This is a genomic window from Rhizobium sp. 01N447_2, assembly GCF_056399245.1.
On the sequence record NZ_JBFTQY010000118.1, the window covers coordinates 1 to 17,240 of the forward strand.

Annotated in this window: 18 protein-coding genes and 2 pseudogenes; 14 read left to right on the forward strand and 6 right to left on the reverse strand. The window is 58.8% G+C overall.

The genetic code is table 11. The features are described from left to right. The 4 genes and pseudogenes from AC1ECN_RS36875 to AC1ECN_RS36890 form a co-directional block, all read left to right on the forward strand. On the forward strand, nucleotides 1–227 hold a 227-nt coding region (locus AC1ECN_RS36875; protein ID WP_477955829.1), incomplete at its 5' end, for a DUF1236 domain-containing protein. 100 nt (nucleotides 228–327) lie between these two features. Further along, nucleotides 328–1,203 (forward strand): DUF1236 domain-containing protein, encoded by an 876-nt coding sequence (locus tag AC1ECN_RS36880; RefSeq protein WP_130674081.1) that lies wholly within the window; start codon nucleotides 328–330, stop codon nucleotides 1,201–1,203. A 447-nt stretch (nucleotides 1,204–1,650) separates the two neighbouring features. Then, nucleotides 1,651–3,945 carry a PBP1A family penicillin-binding protein gene (locus AC1ECN_RS36885; protein WP_130674080.1) on the forward strand — a complete coding sequence of 765 codons (2,295 nt, stop codon included), beginning with the start codon at nucleotides 1,651–1,653 and terminating at the stop codon, nucleotides 3,943–3,945. Nucleotides 3,946–4,207: 262 nt separating this feature from the next. Next, nucleotides 4,208–4,812, forward strand: a pseudogene (locus AC1ECN_RS36890) (IS5 family transposase); the annotation flags it as partial. On the opposite strand, the gene AC1ECN_RS36895 reads toward AC1ECN_RS36890, so the two are convergent. Continuing rightward, nucleotides 4,748–5,404, reverse strand: a complete 657-nt coding sequence (locus AC1ECN_RS36895) for a trimeric intracellular cation channel family protein (protein WP_477955831.1) — start codon at nucleotides 5,402–5,404, stop codon at nucleotides 4,748–4,750. The pseudogene AC1ECN_RS36890 and the gene AC1ECN_RS36895 overlap by 65 nt on opposite strands. 226 nt (nucleotides 5,405–5,630) lie before the next feature. On the opposite strand from AC1ECN_RS36895, the gene AC1ECN_RS36900 reads away from it, so the two are divergent. Next, entirely contained in the window at nucleotides 5,631–6,104 is a 474-nt protein-coding gene (locus AC1ECN_RS36900) for a hypothetical protein (protein ID WP_018070406.1), read from the forward strand. A 146-nt stretch (nucleotides 6,105–6,250) separates the two neighbouring features. Here the strand turns inward: AC1ECN_RS36900 and AC1ECN_RS36905 are convergent, their stop codons facing one another. Together AC1ECN_RS36905 and AC1ECN_RS36910 are read right to left on the reverse strand one after the other, a co-directional pair. Next, nucleotides 6,251–7,039, reverse strand: coding sequence for a YdcF family protein (locus AC1ECN_RS36905; protein WP_018070407.1), 789 nt, complete (start codon nucleotides 7,037–7,039; stop codon nucleotides 6,251–6,253). Nucleotides 7,040–7,107: 68 nt separating this feature from the next. After that, entirely contained in the window at nucleotides 7,108–7,830 is a 723-nt protein-coding gene (locus AC1ECN_RS36910) for a YoaK family protein (RefSeq protein WP_018070408.1), read from the reverse strand. Nucleotides 7,831–8,068: 238 nt separating this feature from the next. On the opposite strand from AC1ECN_RS36910, the gene AC1ECN_RS36915 reads away from it, so the two are divergent. The 4 genes from AC1ECN_RS36915 (at nucleotide 8,069) to AC1ECN_RS36930 (ending at nucleotide 11,647) form a co-directional block, all read left to right on the forward strand. Further along, nucleotides 8,069–8,305 carry a DUF2798 domain-containing protein gene (locus AC1ECN_RS36915; RefSeq protein ID WP_024323162.1) on the forward strand — a complete coding sequence of 79 codons (237 nt, stop codon included), beginning with the start codon at nucleotides 8,069–8,071 and terminating at the stop codon, nucleotides 8,303–8,305. A 386-nt stretch (nucleotides 8,306–8,691) separates the two neighbouring features. Then, nucleotides 8,692–8,949 carry a hypothetical protein gene (locus AC1ECN_RS36920; protein ID WP_165447399.1) on the forward strand — a complete coding sequence of 86 codons (258 nt, stop codon included), beginning with the start codon at nucleotides 8,692–8,694 and terminating at the stop codon, nucleotides 8,947–8,949. Between the two features lie 262 nt (nucleotides 8,950–9,211). After that, nucleotides 9,212–10,036 carry a universal stress protein gene (locus AC1ECN_RS36925; protein ID WP_024323160.1) on the forward strand — a complete coding sequence of 275 codons (825 nt, stop codon included), beginning with the start codon at nucleotides 9,212–9,214 and terminating at the stop codon, nucleotides 10,034–10,036. 744 nt (nucleotides 10,037–10,780) lie between these two features. Further along, complete coding sequence (locus AC1ECN_RS36930) at nucleotides 10,781–11,647, forward strand: universal stress protein (RefSeq protein ID WP_477955838.1); 867 nt, start codon at nucleotides 10,781–10,783, stop codon at nucleotides 11,645–11,647. Nucleotides 11,648–11,697: 50 nt separating this feature from the next. On the opposite strand, the gene AC1ECN_RS36935 is transcribed toward AC1ECN_RS36930, so the two are convergent. Beyond that, complete coding sequence (locus tag AC1ECN_RS36935) at nucleotides 11,698–12,156, reverse strand: pyridoxamine 5'-phosphate oxidase family protein (RefSeq protein WP_024323158.1); 459 nt, start codon at nucleotides 12,154–12,156, stop codon at nucleotides 11,698–11,700. 147 nt (nucleotides 12,157–12,303) lie between these two features. On the opposite strand from AC1ECN_RS36935, the gene AC1ECN_RS36940 reads away from it, so the two are divergent. Beyond that, nucleotides 12,304–13,125, forward strand: coding sequence for a universal stress protein (locus AC1ECN_RS36940; protein WP_018070414.1), 822 nt, complete (start codon nucleotides 12,304–12,306; stop codon nucleotides 13,123–13,125). Here the strand turns inward: AC1ECN_RS36940 and AC1ECN_RS36945 are convergent, their stop codons facing one another. Then, nucleotides 13,126–14,994: a heavy metal translocating P-type ATPase gene (locus tag AC1ECN_RS36945; RefSeq protein WP_130673351.1), complete on the reverse strand. Its 1,869-nt coding sequence runs from the start codon at nucleotides 14,992–14,994 to the stop codon at nucleotides 13,126–13,128. Further along, a complete protein-coding gene (locus AC1ECN_RS36950; protein WP_165406141.1) occupies nucleotides 14,981–15,157 on the reverse strand; it encodes a hypothetical protein in 177 nt (58 codons plus the stop codon). Before AC1ECN_RS36950 ends, AC1ECN_RS36945 begins: the two co-directional genes overlap by 14 nt. A gap of 179 nt (nucleotides 15,158–15,336) precedes the next feature. Here AC1ECN_RS36950 and AC1ECN_RS36955 point away from each other — a divergent pair, with 179 nt between their 5' ends. From AC1ECN_RS36955 to AC1ECN_RS36970, 4 genes and pseudogenes are all read left to right on the forward strand, one after another. Continuing rightward, nucleotides 15,337–15,603 carry a PepSY domain-containing protein gene (locus AC1ECN_RS36955; protein WP_024323155.1) on the forward strand — a complete coding sequence of 89 codons (267 nt, stop codon included), beginning with the start codon at nucleotides 15,337–15,339 and terminating at the stop codon, nucleotides 15,601–15,603. A gap of 3 nt (nucleotides 15,604–15,606) precedes the next feature. Further along, nucleotides 15,607–16,164, forward strand: a complete 558-nt coding sequence (locus tag AC1ECN_RS36960; protein WP_477955836.1) for a cytochrome b/b6 domain-containing protein — start codon at nucleotides 15,607–15,609, stop codon at nucleotides 16,162–16,164. After that, nucleotides 16,161–16,838, forward strand: coding sequence for a response regulator (locus tag AC1ECN_RS36965; RefSeq protein ID WP_130673350.1), 678 nt, complete (start codon nucleotides 16,161–16,163; stop codon nucleotides 16,836–16,838). Before AC1ECN_RS36960 ends, AC1ECN_RS36965 begins: the two co-directional genes overlap by 4 nt. Then, nucleotides 16,835–17,240: pseudogene (locus AC1ECN_RS36970) on the forward strand (two-component sensor histidine kinase); the annotation flags it as partial. The gene AC1ECN_RS36965 and the pseudogene AC1ECN_RS36970, both read left to right, overlap by 4 nt.

The following is a 17,240-nucleotide window of genomic DNA, read 5'->3' on the forward strand; positions in this document are numbered from 1 at the left end:
GTGTCATTGATCCGCCGCCGCAGAAGGTGGTGACCTATGTTCAACAGGCTCCGGCCCCGGCCGAACGGATCGTGGTGAAGGAGAAGGTCGTCGTCGGACAGCCCCTGCCAGAGACCGTGGTCGTCACGCCCATTCCCGATGACCCGAAGTATGCATACGCGATCGTCAACGATCAGCGTGTGATCGTCGAACCTTCCTCCCGGAAGGTCATCCAGGTCATCCAGTGACCTTTGGACGGCTTTAGCCGCCCCTCACAACAATCAGGGCAAGCATGCGACGCATGAGAATGCGCGGCGGCATCGTGTGCCCAAACCTCGGAGATTGATCATGAAAAGCAACCATCTCACCATGCTTATGGCAGCGTTGTCCCTCAGCGTGTCGCCACTTGCCACATTGCCAGCAGCAGCCCAGCAGGACACCAAGAGCAGCGGCCAGGCCCAGTCCGGTTCTCAGACGGGTACGGACGCCGCTTCGCAGTCCGGCTCCAAGGCCACCGGAACCGACTGCACCCCCGTCGCGTCGGGAGCCTGCCCGCAAGGCAAGGGCCAGTCATCGCAGCAGAAATCGGGCCAGGGTTCGGACATGAAAAAGAGCGCCGAGCAGCCTTCGAACGATAAGTCTTCGACGAGCGGAAGCGCGTCGGGCAAGTCTTCGACAGAAACCAAACCTGGATCGCAAGACGCCGGCGGCGGCGCCACGACCGAGCAGAAACCCGCCGCCAAGTCCGGCAGCACCGATACCAGCGGCGCAGCCACCACAGGCACGAAGACCAGCACCGAAACTAAGCCTGCGGAGGGCACCGGCAAAGGCGCCACCACGCAAAGCGGCGATGCGTCGAAGCAGTCGACCGACCAGAACTCTTCGACGACCAACAAAAGCTCGTCCGAAACCAACGTCAACAACAACACCACGACGAGCAACCAGACTTCGGATACCAAGACCAACGTCAATGTCACCGTCGAGCAGCAGACCGAAATTCGCCAGGTGGTGAAGGAAGTCCATGTCGAACCTGTGAAGGAAGTGAACTTCACAGTTTCCGTCGGAACGAAAATCCCGAAGAAGGTTCGGCTTGAACGGCTGCCGCCGCGCATTGTGAAGATCGTTCCGCAGTACGAAAGCTACCGCTTCTTCATCCTTGCGGATGGCCGGATCGTCATTGTCGATCCCGATGCTCTCACGATTGTTTACATCATCGAGGCCTAGCACGCATTCTCCGGCGGCGTCTTTGCGCCGCCGCCGGAACTCCAGATGCCATCAGACGGTGCACTGGTGCAGTCGCTCGTCCTTCGTCGCCGAGCTGGGTGGCGGCATCGTTCGAGTCGATCTGCACGCCATCTGCATCCGCTCGAGGACCCTATCGGATTTCGGGTCGGCTGGGACGAGTGCCTTGATGAAAGGAAAAGGAAGCGCAGGCCTGTCGAAGGGCGTCTCGGGAGCCTTTCACTGTAGTCTGTCGACAGCTCGACTGCCGGAAGATCACAGGTTTCACAAGCCTCTACCGCTGCTGATATGGGCAGCGGGAAAACCCTATCAATTCGGCATTTATGGCCAGACGCAAGACTCTCGGAACCATGGGCGCCTTTTGCGGTAGAACACACTGTATCGCCCGGCTATAAAGGTCAGGCTGCGTTTGTATTTTAGCGGTAACCGATGCCCAATTCTGACGAATCCTCAGGCAAAAGCGTTGGCAGCTCAAGCACGAGCGGCAATCAGACGGTGGATTCGGCAGCGCAAGTGGCCACCTCGGATTCGCCAGGAATTACCCAAGTCGACGACCCGCAACCGCCCCGCGGACCCTTCGGCCAAACTCGCCTGGCCGCCAGGACGTTTTTGCGTGCGCTGCGCCAAGATTTGCAGGCGAGCTCTGCTTTGGCAAAGATCAAGACGGCCGCTTTGTTTTCCAAGACGAAGCTGAGGTCGACGCGATTGGAAATCGCGTCAGGTCCCCACAAATGGATGACCACTGCCTTGGTCAGAGCAGGGCGGGGTATTCGCGATCAGCGTTCGAAGCCCCGTGAAAGTCGCCGGAGCGCATCGCTCATTGCGCGCTGGTGGAAATTTGCTGTGGGTTTGGCCCTTCTTGTCTGCCTCCTCGCAGGAAGCGTGCTGGTGTGGGCGCTAAAAGACGTGCCCTGGAGCGAAATCCGCGATGGAACGTTAAAGCCGGTCGTCGTGCTGGAAACCGCTGACGGTGCGCCATTGGTGAGACAGGGACCTTATCAAGGGCCCTATGCTCGATACGACCAGTTTCCGCCCAATCTGATCGATGCGGTCCTTTCAATTGAGGATCGCCGGTTCATGGATCATTTCGGCATCGATCCCAAGGGCATCGGGAGGGCGCTTCTGCGGAACCTGGAGGCTGGCTCGGTGGTGGAGGGTGGCAGCACGATCACCCAGCAACTCATCAAGCTGCAATACCTCGACAGCGACCGAACAATAAAACGAAAGATTCAGGAGGTTGTCATTGCAGTCTGGCTGGAGTGGAAGCTCGGCAAGCGGGAAATCCTGACGCGCTATCTCAATAGCGTCTATCTTGGCGCGGGCGCTACCGGCATGCCTGCCGCCGCGCGCATCTATTTCAATAAGGACATCGGCGCCCTCGACCTGCCGGAGTCGGCTATGCTGGCTGGGTTGCTGCGGGCACCGAGCCAATGGAATCCCATCGACAATTTCGAAGGCGCCCGGCAGCGCACGATGGTCGTTCTCGACGCGATGGCGGCCAATGGCAAGATCACCGAGCCACAAGCGGCGGAGGCCAAGACGAGCTTTGCCAGGCTGCAACCAACGACGCCCACGCCGCGCTCCGGAAGCTGGTTTGCCGACTGGATTTCGCCGCAAGCGAGTGAAATCGCCGGCTCCTCGCCAGGTTCGACTTCGGTGCGCACCACCCTGGTGCCGCAGTTGCAGCAGATCGCCGAAAAGGTCGTGAAAAGTGCCCTGGACAGTGAAGGAAAGACGGTCGGAGCATCGCAGGCCGCGTTGGTTGCGATGACGACCGACGGCGCCGTCGTTGCAATGGTTGGCGGCCACGACTACAAGGCAAGCCAGTTCAATCGCGCCGCCACTGCGATGCGCCAGCCGGGTTCCACCTTCAAGCTATTCGTCTATTACGCGGCATTGAAGGCCGGGCTCACCTTGTCTGACCGGGTTCTGGACGCGCCCATTGACATCGACGGCTGGGCGCCAGAAAATTCCGGTGGCAACTATCGCGGTTGGGTAACGCTTGCCGAGGCGTTCGCGCGATCGCTCAATGCCGCGTCTGTGGCGCTTGCCGAAGAGGTAGGTCTAGACAATGTGATTGCCGCAGCACGCGAGCTCGGCATCGATGCACCGCTGGCCAACACGCCGTCTTTGGCGCTTGGCACATCCGAAGTAAACCTGCTCAACCTCACCAGCGCCTATGCGTCCGTCCAGCTCGGCAGGGCACCTGTTAGGCCCTGGGGCATTATTGACTTTCAAGCGGCAGGGCAGCCCAAGGCGTTTCGAGTTGGCTTACAATCAAAGCCGAATGTCGATCTTTCGCCCTACCAGTCCGACCTCCTCGCCCTCCTGCAGTTGGTGGTCGAGCGCGGCACTGGACGTGGAGCAGATCCTGGCATGTACGCGGCCGGTAAGACCGGCACGAGCCAGAACAATCGCGATGCCTGGTTCGTCGGTTTCACGGAAGCGCTCGTCGTCGGCGTTTGGGTTGGCAATGATGATGACGCGCCGATGAAGGGGGTGACGGGCGGCGCCCTGCCAGCGCATATCTGGCGGGATTTCATGCGCGCGGCGGCGACCGAACCGACGCTGAACGGAGTGCGATCGACAGAAGACGCAACTGATGATCAAGGCGCACCGCAATCATGCAATATCACCGCCTGCTCGCGCAGTTACCGCTCCTTTCGACCGTCCGATTGCACCTATCAGCCATATTCCGGCAGCCGACGGCTTTGTGAAAAGTGATGTGGTTCGGCAGAGATCGAGCACCGACTGTCCTCGCGCCACGACCCGCCTTTTACCCTTACCTTGCCGGTTCATTGTTCTCTCCGTGGTCGAGACGAGCGCTCGCCACATCACCGGAGAAGGTTTCAACGCCTGGGTCTGTCTTTGGACGAGGCGAAAGTAAACAACCATGCTGGTTGTGGCTCTAGGCTCCAAACCCAATCAAGCCATTGATCAAAATGGATCGCTGTGATTCATTGTGATGACAATGGGAGTTTTGATGATGGCAGGAGAGTTCTGGCTTGATGATCAGCAKTGGGCGGTGATTGCGCCTCTACTTCCCACGAACCAACCYGGTGCTCATCGCACTGACGACCGTCGAGTGATTAGTGGAATCATCCATGTCCTGCGATCGGGTTGCCGATGGCAGGATTGTCCCGCTTGCTACGGGCCTTCAACAACCATGATCGACAGCACCACCGCCAAAGCCCACCGATCAGCCGCTGGCGGAAAAGGGGGGCGGATGCCGAGGCAATCGGCCGCTCGCGAGGCGGCAGATCGACAAAAATCCATGCTGTTGTCGATGGTTGCGGCCGTCCAATCGCGCTGCGAATAACGCCCGGGCAGCGCGGCGACGCACCCGTTGCCGTTCCRCTGCTCACGCYCTTGCCTGCGAGCCGCCTATGTGCCGCAGACACCGCTTATGACAGCGACACATTACGCGACTTCCTCACCGCCCGCGGCACGCAGCCGGTCATTCCCAACAATCCTACTCGAAAGCGCATGCAGCCCTTCGACCCCATTGCCTACAAGCGCAGGAATATTATTGAACGCACCTTCTGCCGCCTGAAGGATTGGAGGCGCATCGCAACACGATACGACAAGCTGTTGGGAAGGTCCAGCCGAACCACAGGGCTCCACCGCGCACTGCAAAGGCCGCCACGACGCCGCAGGCAGACGCCAGATAGAGCTGCATTCCGAGCTCATTGGCAGCCGTGAACACGCCGGCGCCGATGAGAGCTGCCGTCACGTAGATTTCCGGCCTCAACAGAACCGAAGGCTCGTTTGCCATCAGATCGCGTAATATGCCGCCGAAGGTCGCCGTCAGCGTGCCGGTGACGATTGCGATGGTCGGCGAGCCGGTGGCGGCGAGGCCCTTGGCGGCGCCGAGCACGCAATAGGCGGCGAGGCCGATCGCATCCAGCCAGATCAGCAGGCGATAGCGCGATTCCAGCAGGTGGGCGGTGAAGAAAACGATGACCCCCATGATGCAGCAGACGAGGATATAGGCGGGGTTCAGCACCCAGAAGACCGGCACGCGCCCGAGCACGATATCGCGCACGGTACCGCCGCCCGTTCCCGTCACCATGGCGAAAAACAAAAAACCGATCAGATCCAGTTGCTTGCGCGAGGCGGCGAGCGCGCCTGTCGCGGCAAACAGCGCAATGCCGGCATAATCGAGATAGACGAGCAAAGACATGCGAACCCCGGAACCGGCAGAATTGAGAACAGGATTCAGATTTTAGGCGAATTAGGCCTAAAATCATCCTGTTCTCGGGAAAGAACCACGGCGGCAAGGGCGGCGCAAGGCGGCGGCGTCATAAAGCCAAAGTCTTTATTTGATGCATGTCGTTGTCCCAAAACCGCTGCACACTCTCGGGCGACATGCATTAGGCTGCAGAGCCTTTATCCAAAAGAGGAAAGCCGTGAAAACGCTGGTGCTCGCCGTTCTGAATATCGTCCTGCTGCTTGCCATGCCGGCTGCCGCCCTCGGTCAACAATCGCTGATCTCCGATCCTGAGATCTACGAGAAGAAGCATTTCCAGGAGCAGTGCAAGACAGCCGAATTTGCCGACGGCTTCATCATCCGGCAGGACATCAACAATGATGGCCTGATCGATGCCGTGGTCGACGAGGGCCAGCTGACCTGCGACGGGCAGAAGGGGCCGCAATGCAATGACGACGGCTGTACCTATAATTTCTACCTGCAGGTTGCCGAAGGCGGTTATTTCATGATCGCGACGGCACAGATCTATGGCTACGATTTCGTCCAGCGCTTCGGCAACATGGTGCTGGCGATGAAGATGCATCCGCGCTTCTGCGACCGCACCGAAGGTGATCCCTGCACCGTGACGGCACGCGTCCGCGGCACGAAATTCGTCACCATCTCGAAGAAGTAAATCTTAGCGCATAATCCCGAAAGATTTTCGGGATTATGCGCTGATTCAAAGTGATAGACGTCCTTTGCGCGTCCTATCGGACGCGCGGCGCTCTAACCTCTTGTTCTTACGCAATTCCGGACGGAAAAACTTTTCCTGGAATTGCTCTATTGCGGATAAAGCTCCGAGGTGCGGCCGGCGAGATAATAGCCGACCAGGCCGTACCATTCGCGGATCGCCGTCGCCATGTTCTGCGCATTGAGGTTCGGCTGGGTGAAATCAAACCCAAGCCTCACCTGGCCGTCGGTGCGATAGTCGGTCGGCCAGGGCACGATATCGATGCCGAGCTTGCGGAAGATGCCGACGGATCGCGGCATATGAAAACCCGAGGTGATCAGCAGGCAATTGGAAAGGCCCTGGCTTGCCAGGAATTCCTTGGTGTTGACGGCGTTTTCGAAGGTCGTGCGCGATTGCCTCTCTTCGATCAGGCGATCTCTGCCAACGCCGAAGAGCGGGAAGAAACGCTCGGATGCGGCCGCATCGCCTTCATAGATGCCTGACATGGAGCCGTCGCCGCCTGATACCAGAATGCGTGACTGCGGAAATTTCTGCGCGAGCCGCAGGGCTTCGACGAAGCGGTCGGCTCCACCGTTGAATTCTATGCCGTGGCGCGCCGTGTTCACCTCGTTTTCGAAGGCGCCGCCGAGCACGATCATGCATTGCAGGTTGTCGGGATCGGCTGCGGGTCTTGCGAACCGCTCCTCCAGATCCTGCATCAGGAGGTTACCGGCCGTGGTGTAGAGCGTGACGAAAAGGATGAGGGCCGCACCGAATGTGCTGAGGATATGCAGGATACGCCAGTTGAGAAGGCCGGCAATGAGGGCGAAGAAGACGAGCAAGAATGCCAGTGACAGCGGCTGGGCGAAAATCCAGACAAGCTTCGAAATCAGGAACAAGACCTACTCCTCAAGGGTTGGCGGCGATCCTTCCTATCCGATTCGACGATGACAAGAATGCGACGGTTCTATTTCGCGCGCGCAATGGCCGAGTGATGCGGCGCGATCTTCTGGTTGAAACGCCGCTGCAGCGGCCGCGGGATGAACATGGCGGCAAGCGCCAGTATCATCGCAAAGAGCGAGACCAGCCACAGCGCATGCGCGCCGGTCAGCCGCGTCAGAACGGCGCCGGCGATTGCGCCGAGCACCATGCCGCCCCAGGGCACGATCTGGATCGTCCATTCGACATGGCGATCACCGATGATCCAGCGGCCGATGCCTCGGCCGAAGCGCGACAGGGCGCCGGTCACATAGGTCAGCCCGATCGGCAGGCCTTCGATGTGCTCGACGGCGACGTTCACCATGCCCATGGAAAAAACGATCATGTAGAACCGCACGAGCAGCATATTCTGTACCGTCATCATCGAGGCGAGCGCCAGAACCAGGCCGACGCAGCCAAGCACCACGAAAATGCGGCGTTGCGAGACATGGGAGATGACGATGCCTGCCGCATTGCCAAGCACGAAGACGATGATGGCAGAGATCAGGACAGCCGCGTGATAAAGATTACCCTCGCTCAAGGCGAGCGCGGCCCGTGTGGTATTGCCCGTCATGAACGAGACGAAATCGCCGGTCAGCAGAAGGCCCGTCGCATCGGTCATGCCGGCAAGAAAAGAGATCGAACCGACAAGGGCGAGCCCGGTCATGGTTCGCCGGGTGCGGATGATGCGACGGCGTCTTGCTCTGCTCATTGGCTAAGGGTCCTGAAGCCGAATCGTTGAAGTTCTGGCTAGAAATATAAAACCTCTCATGAAGGAAATGGCAAAGGCGATCGGAAGGGATGGGGCAGGACTTGAACAACGAGGCATTTTGGGCCATAGAAACGGCGTTGCTTCAGATCGAAGCTCCGTAAGCGTTTACGTCAATCAACGCGCAACCCGCTGGTCGGCGCTGCGCAATTGCTCTGATTGGCATCTTACGGAGATCGAAATGCCCAAAGGCAAACTCCCCAAACGTTACAATGCGGTCGTCATGCCGCTCATCCTCTCGCTGCTGATGACCTCAGTCGTCTCGGCGATCAGCATCCTGAGAGCACAAGGCCTCACCGCGCCTGCCCTCGCCATGTGGCCCTCCGCATGGGCGGTCTCCTGGGCGATCGCCTTTCCCGTCCTGCTATTGGTTCTGCCAGTGGTAAAGCGGGTGACGGCTGTTATTGTCGAGATGTGAAGAGCGCGAGGCGCCCGGCAGGCTGCGCAAGCGGCCCGCCGGCGTTCAGGTCGGGGAGCGCCCTTTCCGAGACACTGCGGAAGCGTCGCGAGACCGGCGACGTCATCGCTGGTGTCCTGGCGGACCATCCGGAGGCGTTCTGGCGAGCCCGTGCTCCCCCTACCCTGCAGCACTTTTGCCATTCATTCGGCAAGCCATTTCCTTTGATATGTATCAAGGCATGTTTTTCGGGCGGGAGGTAAGGTTTCAGGCAACTTGCCGAGGTAGTCCAAGAGCTTTCCTGCGGCAGGTTTTCCTGGGAGATCAACCGGTCCGGAGAAAAGGTGATGTCATTAAAGCTGATCAGTGGAATGATGAAGTCGTCCGGCGACGAAGCTTTGCTTGCGATGGATGCGGGCGGCGCAAATCAGATGGTCGTCATTGACAGAGGAGCCCTCCTCGAGGTCGCAGAACCACGACGCTGCGACGAGAACCGGCTTCAGGAAAATATCGATCTGTTCAGCCGGATTGCGTCCGCGAAATATGATCGCGGCGACGTCGAACCGGATGGGCGCATCCGAATTGGCGCAGATGATCTCCTTGCATGGCGGCAAAATACGCATGTCAAAAGCAAGCCGGAAAACGTTCGACGGGTTTCGGAGTGAAAACTCTGCAGCCGGAGCGCCGCAACGGTAGCCTCGACAGCACGTCCGTGAACGACGCCGGCGACCTGGCTTGAAAGGCCCATGCTTTGCGCCGGCTGGAAGGCAAGTGCCGGCCCGATGAGATTGGGCCAACAAGCCCATCGATCAACGCCGTCGCCATTGAGAATGGGCGCCATCTTTGACGTACGTCAATTCATAATTCCAGGGCGGTGCCAGACTGTGGCGAATATCAGGTCTCGCCTCTTTCCGTCTGGAGATTAGCATGAAGCAACACCTCTTTCTTCCGCTCCTCACCTATCCGGATGCGACTTCGGAATTCATGATTGCCAACGCCGTCGCACTTGCGCACCACATGCAGGCGACGCTTACGGTCTGTGCGGTGGAGATTACCATTCCCGACGTTTCAAATGCACTGTCGTCGCTGATCATCGATGCGGCGAAGATGGCGCGGGATGCTGGGGCTCTCAGTCGCAAGCGTGCCTCGGCGCTGACCGGCATGGCGGTCGATGCGGCAAAAGCTGCTTGCGTGGATGTACGCACGCGCGAGATAAAGATTACGGAGCCTTTCGTCGTCGAGGCGCTCGCGGAAGCATCACGCGCCTACGATCTCGTGCTGCTGGAATCGGCGGGGATCTCCCGTCCGATCGTCGAAGCGGTGCTATTTGCGTCCGGTCGGCCGCTCATCCTCTATCCGTCTGCGCCTTTCGGTGGCCGGATCGATCACGTCGCCATCGCCTGGGATGGCAGCCGCGCTGCCGCACGGGCGGCACATGACGCCTCGTTTTTCCTGGAACGAGCATCCAAGGTCTGCCTGCTTTCGGTCATCGATGAGAAGCCCATAAAATACGAGACGGGCGATTATCTCGTCGAGAATCTGCTGAAGAGCGGCGTCGTGGCGGAGGTGACACGCGTACGTGCGGGGGGCGAGCCGGTCGGGGAGGTGCTGCAAGCCAAAGCCTTCGAGTTGCGAGCAGACCTTCTCGTCATGGGCGGTTTCGGCCATTCGCGTCTGCGCGAATTCGTGCTCGGYGGTGCTACCCAAGCCGTGCTGACCAATATCAGCCTGCCGATCCTGCTGTCGCATTGAGCGTTGGCCGACGATGTCCAAAGATCGAATTCGGAGCGGCCGGCTCCGAACTCGCATCGTGAGAACAGTCGAAGGCAGGAAACATAGGCATGCCGGGGATAGATTCTCCCGTCTAAGCCTAAAGCGCGTCGCGATCTTTCAGATTCGCTCGTCGCGCTTTAGGTCTTTGTTTTTACGCATGTCATTATCGCAAAACCGCTGCACACTTTTGCGCGACATGCTTTAGCGACCGGAAGGACCATGCATCGCCCTCAACCGACGAATCGTCTCGCAGCCGCCAGGCTTTGATGAAACTGTCGTCTTTCTGCCGGCCGCTTCGGCCGCAGCTTCCACCGGTTGAAAAGCATATTCCACCGCTGCTTCCGTATCATCGTGGCAGAGTTTTTCAGCTTGGCAGCGGGTCTCGAGCGACCGTCTGATCCGGCGTTTGATTGCAGGCATAACGGCGCCATCCGCGTGAGCGAAAAGCTGTCGCAGGCAGCTGGTGGCGACCACTTCGGAAACCAGAAGTTTTCCTTCGATTTCACCGAGCGTCGGCACGGCAAATCGCGCTCCTCCAGTCTGACAGTCACGATCTGTAACCAACATCGTCGTTCTCCTGTTGCTTCGGCTTTCGATCATTCGTCATTGAGCGCTCTTTTCACGCGGCGCAGGATCACCGATCGTCCCTCATGCATCCTAGCCGACGGGAACATCGGCCGCTTTGCGTCAGATCAACGAATGGCAGAGCGAGAAAGGTTAGGGTTGCCTATCTCCAACAAGAAAGGCGATCTGGTCATAACCATCAAAACTGTTTTGAGTGTCCTCGGCGTCAATCACTTCGATGAAGACCTGAAGGGTGCCATCGACTTTTGCGAAACTCACGGCGCCCATCTCACCGCAATGCTGATTTCGATGGGCGCGGCACCCCCTATCGGTTCCTACGAGGTCATCTCGACCGTCTGGATCGAAGAACGACAGCGCGAAATCGATCGCCTGGCCGGTAAGACTTCCGATATCAAAGCGATCCTTGCAAGGAGTGGAACCTCCTTCGAGGTGCAGGAGATCTACACCGAGTTCGCCTGGGCGGATGAAGATATCGCCGAGCGAGCACTCTATGCCGATCTCGTCTTGATCGGCCCGCAGGCCGCCCGTGACGAAGAACTTCGGCGCAGAGTTATAGACGGTGCCCTGTTCCGGTCGCCGACACCGATGCTGATCAACCCCAAAAAGACCAATGTCGGGCTTGCCCCAAAGGCGATCCTGCTGGCTTGGGACTCCAGCGACGAGGCTTCGCGCGCGGCACGTCAGTCGATCGATTTCCTGCGAGCTGCTGAATCAGTGCATGTTACCCTCGTCGACCCACAGGCATCATCATCCGCGAATGGTGARGAACCAGGCGCTGACGTTGCCAACTTTCTGGCACGGCACGGGGTAAAGGTTGATGTGGATTGCATCGCAAGCGGCGGTCGTCGGGTCGATGAGGTGCTGCGGCAGCATGCCGTCGATGTCGCTGCCGACATGATCGTCATGGGCGCATATAATCATTCTCGACTGCAGCAGCGTCTTTTTGGCGGAGTAACGCAGTCGATGCTGGGTGAAATCAACATTCCTCTGTTCCTCGCCCACTGAGCAAGACACCCCGGGGTAAATCCCCCGGGCGTCTTTCATCGGCGTTTCGGTCAATCAACCGGAAGCGCCGTTCGACCGGTAACGCTTCGGACAAATATGCCATAAAAAATGTGCCCAGACGCCGAGTCCGTTGGCTGGGCCTGCGGCTTGAGCGCGCCGATTTCCCACCAGTCGGAGTGTTTTTGCAATAACGCCCAGGCGTGCAACCTTTCGCTGCGCCAAAGGTCTGTATCCGGAAACTCCTCGAACCGCCCATCGACGACGACACTGGTCCACCCCCTGCCGGCGCTACGCTGGTCAATTTGCAAACAGACGTTTTCGTTCATGCGCATCCAGTCGACTTTTCGGCCGGGCATTGAAAAACTGTAGATCGCACCTTTTGCATAAGCGAAATAGATCGGAACCACGTAGGGTTGGTTATCCTTGCAACAGGCCAGGTGGCCAAACCGCGCCTGTTCAAGAACGGCGAAGCATTCTGCTTGCGTCAGGTCTTTCAGGATGTAGCTCATCGGTAAATCTCCTTGCAGCTCTCCCTCCTTCATGAGGACATTAGATATCAGGATCGCGCTTTCGCGTTTCAGCAACCTTGATCTTCGTCAAAGCGCAAGTCGCACGGGCAGGCGATGCTAGCTTCAATCATCGGGAGGACATCCGCCATGAAAGCGCAATTTCATTTGCCCCTCGCCACCTATCCAGACGCAAGCTCCTTTTCGCTCCTTCAGAATGCTGTCGCTGTTTCCCATCACCAAAAGGCCGATTTGACGGCAAGCATACCGCTGGTCAGGATGGAGCCTGTTCAGCCGCGATTTCCATCTTTCATTGACCTAGAAAAAAAGCGTGCGGAGGCCGAGCGCTTCAGTAACGACAATGGAACCGTTCTCGGGCAGACGCTTCGTGATTATGCGAAGAAAGCCGAGGTGGAGGTCGAGATCCAGCCATTCGACACGAGCGAGCCGTTTGTTGCACAGACCCTTGCCGAGCTGTCACGCGCATACGATCTTTCAATTTTGGAAGCCTCTGAATTGATGAGGCCGCTGATCGAGAGCGTGCTGTTTGAAAGCGGTAGACCGCTCCTGCTTTTTCCTTCGGACAATTTTTGCGGCCGGATCGATGCTGTTGCCGTCGCCTGGGATGGAGGAGCCACCGTCGCGCGGGCACTGACAGGCGCCAGGCTCTTGCTGGAACAGGCCTCGCGTGTTGTCCTGATTTCCGTCACCGACGACAAGCAGATTGACGAGCGCAGCCGAGATCACCTTGTGGCTGCACTTCGGAAGGCCGGCCTTGCCGTCGATGTCACGGCCGTCCAAGCGAACGGAGATTCGCCAGCCAGCGTCATCCAAGCTGCGGCTCTGGAACGCAAGGCAGATTTGCTCGTCGCCGGCGCGTTCGGTCATTCGAGGCTGCGCGAATTCGTCCTGGGTGGGGTCACACGGTCACTGTTGACGCGCCTTGAAATGCCCGCTCTCCTTTGCCACTAATTAGAGTGCACGCAGTGTGTTGCCGATGACCGCAACATCGATCACTTCCTGGAGAAGCGCGCCCTGCACAGGTGTGAGGTATCCCAGGCCCGCACAAACCATCGCGATCACCGAAAGACCGATGCCGCAACCGACGCTCTGAAGAGCGATCGCACGGGACCGCCGCGCGATTTGCAGCAGAGTTCCGATCTGCCCCAGGTCATCGCGCACCAACAGGACATCTGCCGCTTCGGCGGCGGCGGCAAGATTGCGCCGGCCAACGGCGACGCCGACATCGGCGGCGGCAAGTGCCGGCGCATCGTTGACGCCATCACCGATCATCATGACGCGCCCGTAGGCTCTCTCGGCCGCCACTGTTTCGACTTTCCTAGCCGGCGTAAGCTGAGCGCTGATCTGATCAAGACGAAGAGCAAGACCAATAGCGCCGGCGACTTCGCTCCTGTCGCCAGTCGCGAGGCTGAGCCGCTTGACGCCCAGACGTCGGAGATCCGCGATCACCAGGGCGGCATCCTTGCGAACCGGATCCGCCATGACAATCGTACCGGCAAGGGTTCCATCGATTGCAACATAGGCTGTGACTATGCTCTTGTCCTTCGGGCCAGGGCGGGTAGCGGACTTGACCTTTTCGGCAATGAAACCCCACCCGCCGACGGCTACCTTGCGCTCATCGACATATCCCTCGATGCCTTCTCCGGGCACTTCTGCGAGCTGGACCGGTTTGGTAAGCTTGAGGCCACGTCGCTTCGCTTCTTCGACAATCGTTTGACCAATCACGTGGGCAGAGGCTTGATCCACGGATGCTGCAAGACGCAAAAGCTCGTCCGCATCCCGATCCGTTTCAATGCTGACGACAGCAGGCTCTCCAGTCGTCAGCGTGCCTGTTTTGTCGAAGACCACGACCGAGATCGTCGCAAGGACTTCAAGGACATGAGCTCCTTTGACCAGGACACCCGCGCGGGCAGCATTCGACATTCCTGCCACAAGGGCGACGGGGACGGCGAGGATCAGCGGGCAAGGCGTCGCGACGACGAGAACCGCAACAATTCGGGCAGGATCGCCTGATAACCACGCGGCTAGGCCGGCGATCACCAGGGTCATCGCCAGGAAGGCGAGAGAGAAGCGATCGGCCAACCGCGATATTGGCGCTTTTGAGCTTCGCGCCTGGCTCACCATCCGGACAATTCCGGCATATGTGCTTTCGTTTGCTGAGCCGGAGGCGATCATTTCGAAAGCATCGCCGAGATTGGAAGAGCCGCTCATAATCAGCTCACCGCTGCCCCGCCGTACCGGCAGCGATTCGCCGGTGAGGGCTGCTTCGTTCAAGAGCGCGTGGCCGGCTATAACCTTGCCATCGACAGGGACCACGTCGCCTTTGCGGACGAGCAGCCTGTCTCCCGGGAGAAGCGCAGCGATGGGTACCTCGGATAGGCCAGTTGCGGTGATACGAACGGCGCGACGCGGCGCGCGCGACAGAAGTTCGCTCATACCGCTCTCCGCGCGCCTTTGCGCAAAGCTTTCCAGGAACTGCCCACCTGCATACATGACGGCAACGATGGCGCCGGCAAAATATTCGCCAAACCAGAGCGCGGCGCTCATGGACAGGGCGGCGATGAGATCCAGGCCGATGTCGCCACGCCTCAAACTGACGGCGACATCAACAGAAAGCGCGACTATGACAATGACCGTTGCGCTGACCAGAGCGGTGGTGGACCAGAAAAGTAAACCTGCATGCCACCATCGCAGCAGACCGCCGGCGATGAGGCCCGAGATTGCAATAGCCGCGAGCGAGAGCGGCCAAATGCGTTGAATAAGCGCAGAAATCCCAGCTTCTGAAGCTTCGGGCAGAGCGACGGTCTCAGGCATCGACATGCTCGGCACCGGTCTGTTTGACTGAGGCACTTGTTGCCGCATACGCGGCGTTGCCGGCCACATCGGCTGCGAAAGCAACAGCGATGCCTGCGGCCTCGTGGTCCGGGGTAAATGGCCCCGGCGGAGGGACGGGCCAGTCGACGGCTTTCGTGAGCTGAACCATGGGAAAGCCTCTCGGGTCACATATCTAAGATATCATCGGCCAACCGGACGAGGAGACATTGATCCATGACAATGACGCCCCTGGTTGTTCGCTCTTAAAAAGTCGGACAGCAAACTGACAGCTTTGTCGCCCTAAGCATTCGGTCGTCGCCTCACGGGGCAAATGCAAAGGACCAAATCATGAAGCAGAAACTGATCGTCGCCATCGCAATCGCAGCCGCAGCTCCGGCGCTGGCATTTGCTAGCCCCAGCTGCACCAAAGAGCCGCAATCAAAGTGGATGTCCGAAGATGCCATGAAAGCGAAGATCGACCAGATGGGCTACAAGGTCAGGACATTCGAAATCACCGGGAACTGCTACGAAATTTACGGCAAGGACAAGGCCGGCAATCGCGCTGAAGTCTATTTTAATCCGGTTTCCGGTGACATCGTCCAGAAAGGCGACTGAGCGATGACGGCAATTTCGTCAAGGAAGGAGGGCCCTCGGCCCTCCAGCGCTCCCCGCGACACCATAAAAGTGTGGGACCCCATCGTCAGGCTGTTTCACTGGACCATCGTGACGCTCAACCTTTTCTTTTTGGAGGAAGGAAAATATTGGCACCGGGTCACAGGTTATGTCGTCGCCGCAGCCATTGCCTTGAGAATCGTATGGGGCTTTGTCGGGACAAAACATGCGCGGTTCAGTGACTTCTTTCCAACGCCGACCAGGATCATGCGCCAGATAGTCGATATCCTCCGTGGCGCAGAGCAACGGTATATCGGACATAATCCTTTGGCATCGCTGATGATGCTGTGTTTGATGGCGCTTCTTGCAGCAACCGCATTGACCGGCTGGATGACGACGCTTGATGCGTTCTGGGGTGAGAAGTGGCTCGAGCGATTGCATGGTACCATCGCAAACGGCATCATGGTTCTCGCCTTTGTCCATGCCGGCGCAGCGATCTTGGAGAGCTGGAGACACAAAGAAAACCTGGTCTGGTCGATGGTGACGGGTCGGAAGAAGGCATGAGAATTCTTCTTATCGAAGATAGCGCACGGCTTCGCGAACTTCTTTGCGAGGCCGCAAGGGACGCCGGATGGCGAATTGACGCCTTTGCCAGCGCAGAAGAAGGCCGACTGGCCCTCGAAACAGTCAGCTATGACCTCCTCCTTCTCGATCTTGGCTTGCCGGACGAGGACGGTCTCAACGTCTTGAAGTCGCTCCGGCTTGCGAAGAGCCAGATACCCGTCCTCGTCCTCACCGCGCGCGGAGCCATTGATGAACGTATCGCCGGACTGGACGCCGGAGCGGACGACTATCTCGCCAAGCCATTCCACAATGGCGAACTCATCGCGAGGATTCGCGCCCTGATGCGCCGGGCACCCGTCACCGCAATGCCCATCCTGGAATTCGCGGCGGTCGACTTTGACGTCGCATCCCGACAGGTCACCTGCAACGGTTCGGAAATCGCTCTGGCGCCATCGGAAAAGGCGTTGCTTGAATTGCTGATGCGGCATGGAGGTCACGTCGTTTCCAAACAGAAAATAGAGCATGCCTTTTCTGAATTCGGCGATGAACGCAGCAGCAACACCGTCGAACTCGCGGTTTCTCGGCTGAGAAAAAAGCTGGAGGGGCATCCGATCGAAGCTGCCATCGAAACCGTACGGGGCGTCGGCTACATGTTGCGCGAGGTCCGCGGTTGATCCGGGCAAATCCTACACTGGCGACAATTCTGACGCGGCGAATTGCGTTTTTCGCAATGCTTGCAATGCTCGTGCAGCTCGCCGTCATTTTCTCTGACTATTATTGGAATGTGGGCGAGCTCTCGCGCTTGTTTGTCGAGCAGGAGACCGGGAGACTTGCTTCCGGCGTTGGCGATGCCAGTGGTGGCGTCACTTATCGGCTCCCGGAAGAAATAGAGCAGCGCTATTCGAATGCCAAGACAGGCTATATCGCACGGATTCGAGATGCGTCCGGGAAAGTGATCTTCGAATCCTGCGACGATGCGTGTGAGAGCCGTTTCCTTCCAAAGGACGTCAATCCACCCGACTTCTGGCTGCGAACGCTCATTCCGGGGAAGCCGCTCACATTGGTCGGAGGGCGGG

Coding starts and splice junctions, on each gene's coding strand:
- AC1ECN_RS36880 (WP_130674081.1), top strand. CDS start 328: ATGAAAAGCAACCATCTCACCATGCTTATGGCAGCGTTGTCCCTCAGC.
- AC1ECN_RS36885 (WP_130674080.1), top strand. CDS start 1,651: ATGCCCAATTCTGACGAATCCTCAGGCAAAAGCGTTGGCAGCTCAAGC.
- AC1ECN_RS36895 (WP_477955831.1), bottom strand. CDS start 5,404: ATGTCTTTGCTCGTCTATCTCGATTATGCCGGCATTGCGCTGTTTGCC.
- AC1ECN_RS36910 (WP_018070408.1), bottom strand. CDS start 7,830: ATGAGCAGAGCAAGACGCCGTCGCATCATCCGCACCCGGCGAACCATG.
- AC1ECN_RS36915 (WP_024323162.1), top strand. CDS start 8,069: ATGCCCAAAGGCAAACTCCCCAAACGTTACAATGCGGTCGTCATGCCG.
- AC1ECN_RS36920 (WP_165447399.1), top strand. CDS start 8,692: ATGGATGCGGGCGGCGCAAATCAGATGGTCGTCATTGACAGAGGAGCC.
- AC1ECN_RS36935 (WP_024323158.1), bottom strand. CDS start 12,156: ATGAGCTACATCCTGAAAGACCTGACGCAAGCAGAATGCTTCGCCGTT.
- AC1ECN_RS36940 (WP_018070414.1), top strand. CDS start 12,304: ATGAAAGCGCAATTTCATTTGCCCCTCGCCACCTATCCAGACGCAAGC.
- AC1ECN_RS36945 (WP_130673351.1), bottom strand. CDS start 14,994: ATGTCGATGCCTGAGACCGTCGCTCTGCCCGAAGCTTCAGAAGCTGGG.
- AC1ECN_RS36950 (WP_165406141.1), bottom strand. CDS start 15,157: ATGGTTCAGCTCACGAAAGCCGTCGACTGGCCCGTCCCTCCGCCGGGG.
- AC1ECN_RS36955 (WP_024323155.1), top strand. CDS start 15,337: ATGAAGCAGAAACTGATCGTCGCCATCGCAATCGCAGCCGCAGCTCCG.
- AC1ECN_RS36960 (WP_477955836.1), top strand. CDS start 15,607: ATGACGGCAATTTCGTCAAGGAAGGAGGGCCCTCGGCCCTCCAGCGCT.
- AC1ECN_RS36965 (WP_130673350.1), top strand. CDS start 16,161: ATGAGAATTCTTCTTATCGAAGATAGCGCACGGCTTCGCGAACTTCTT.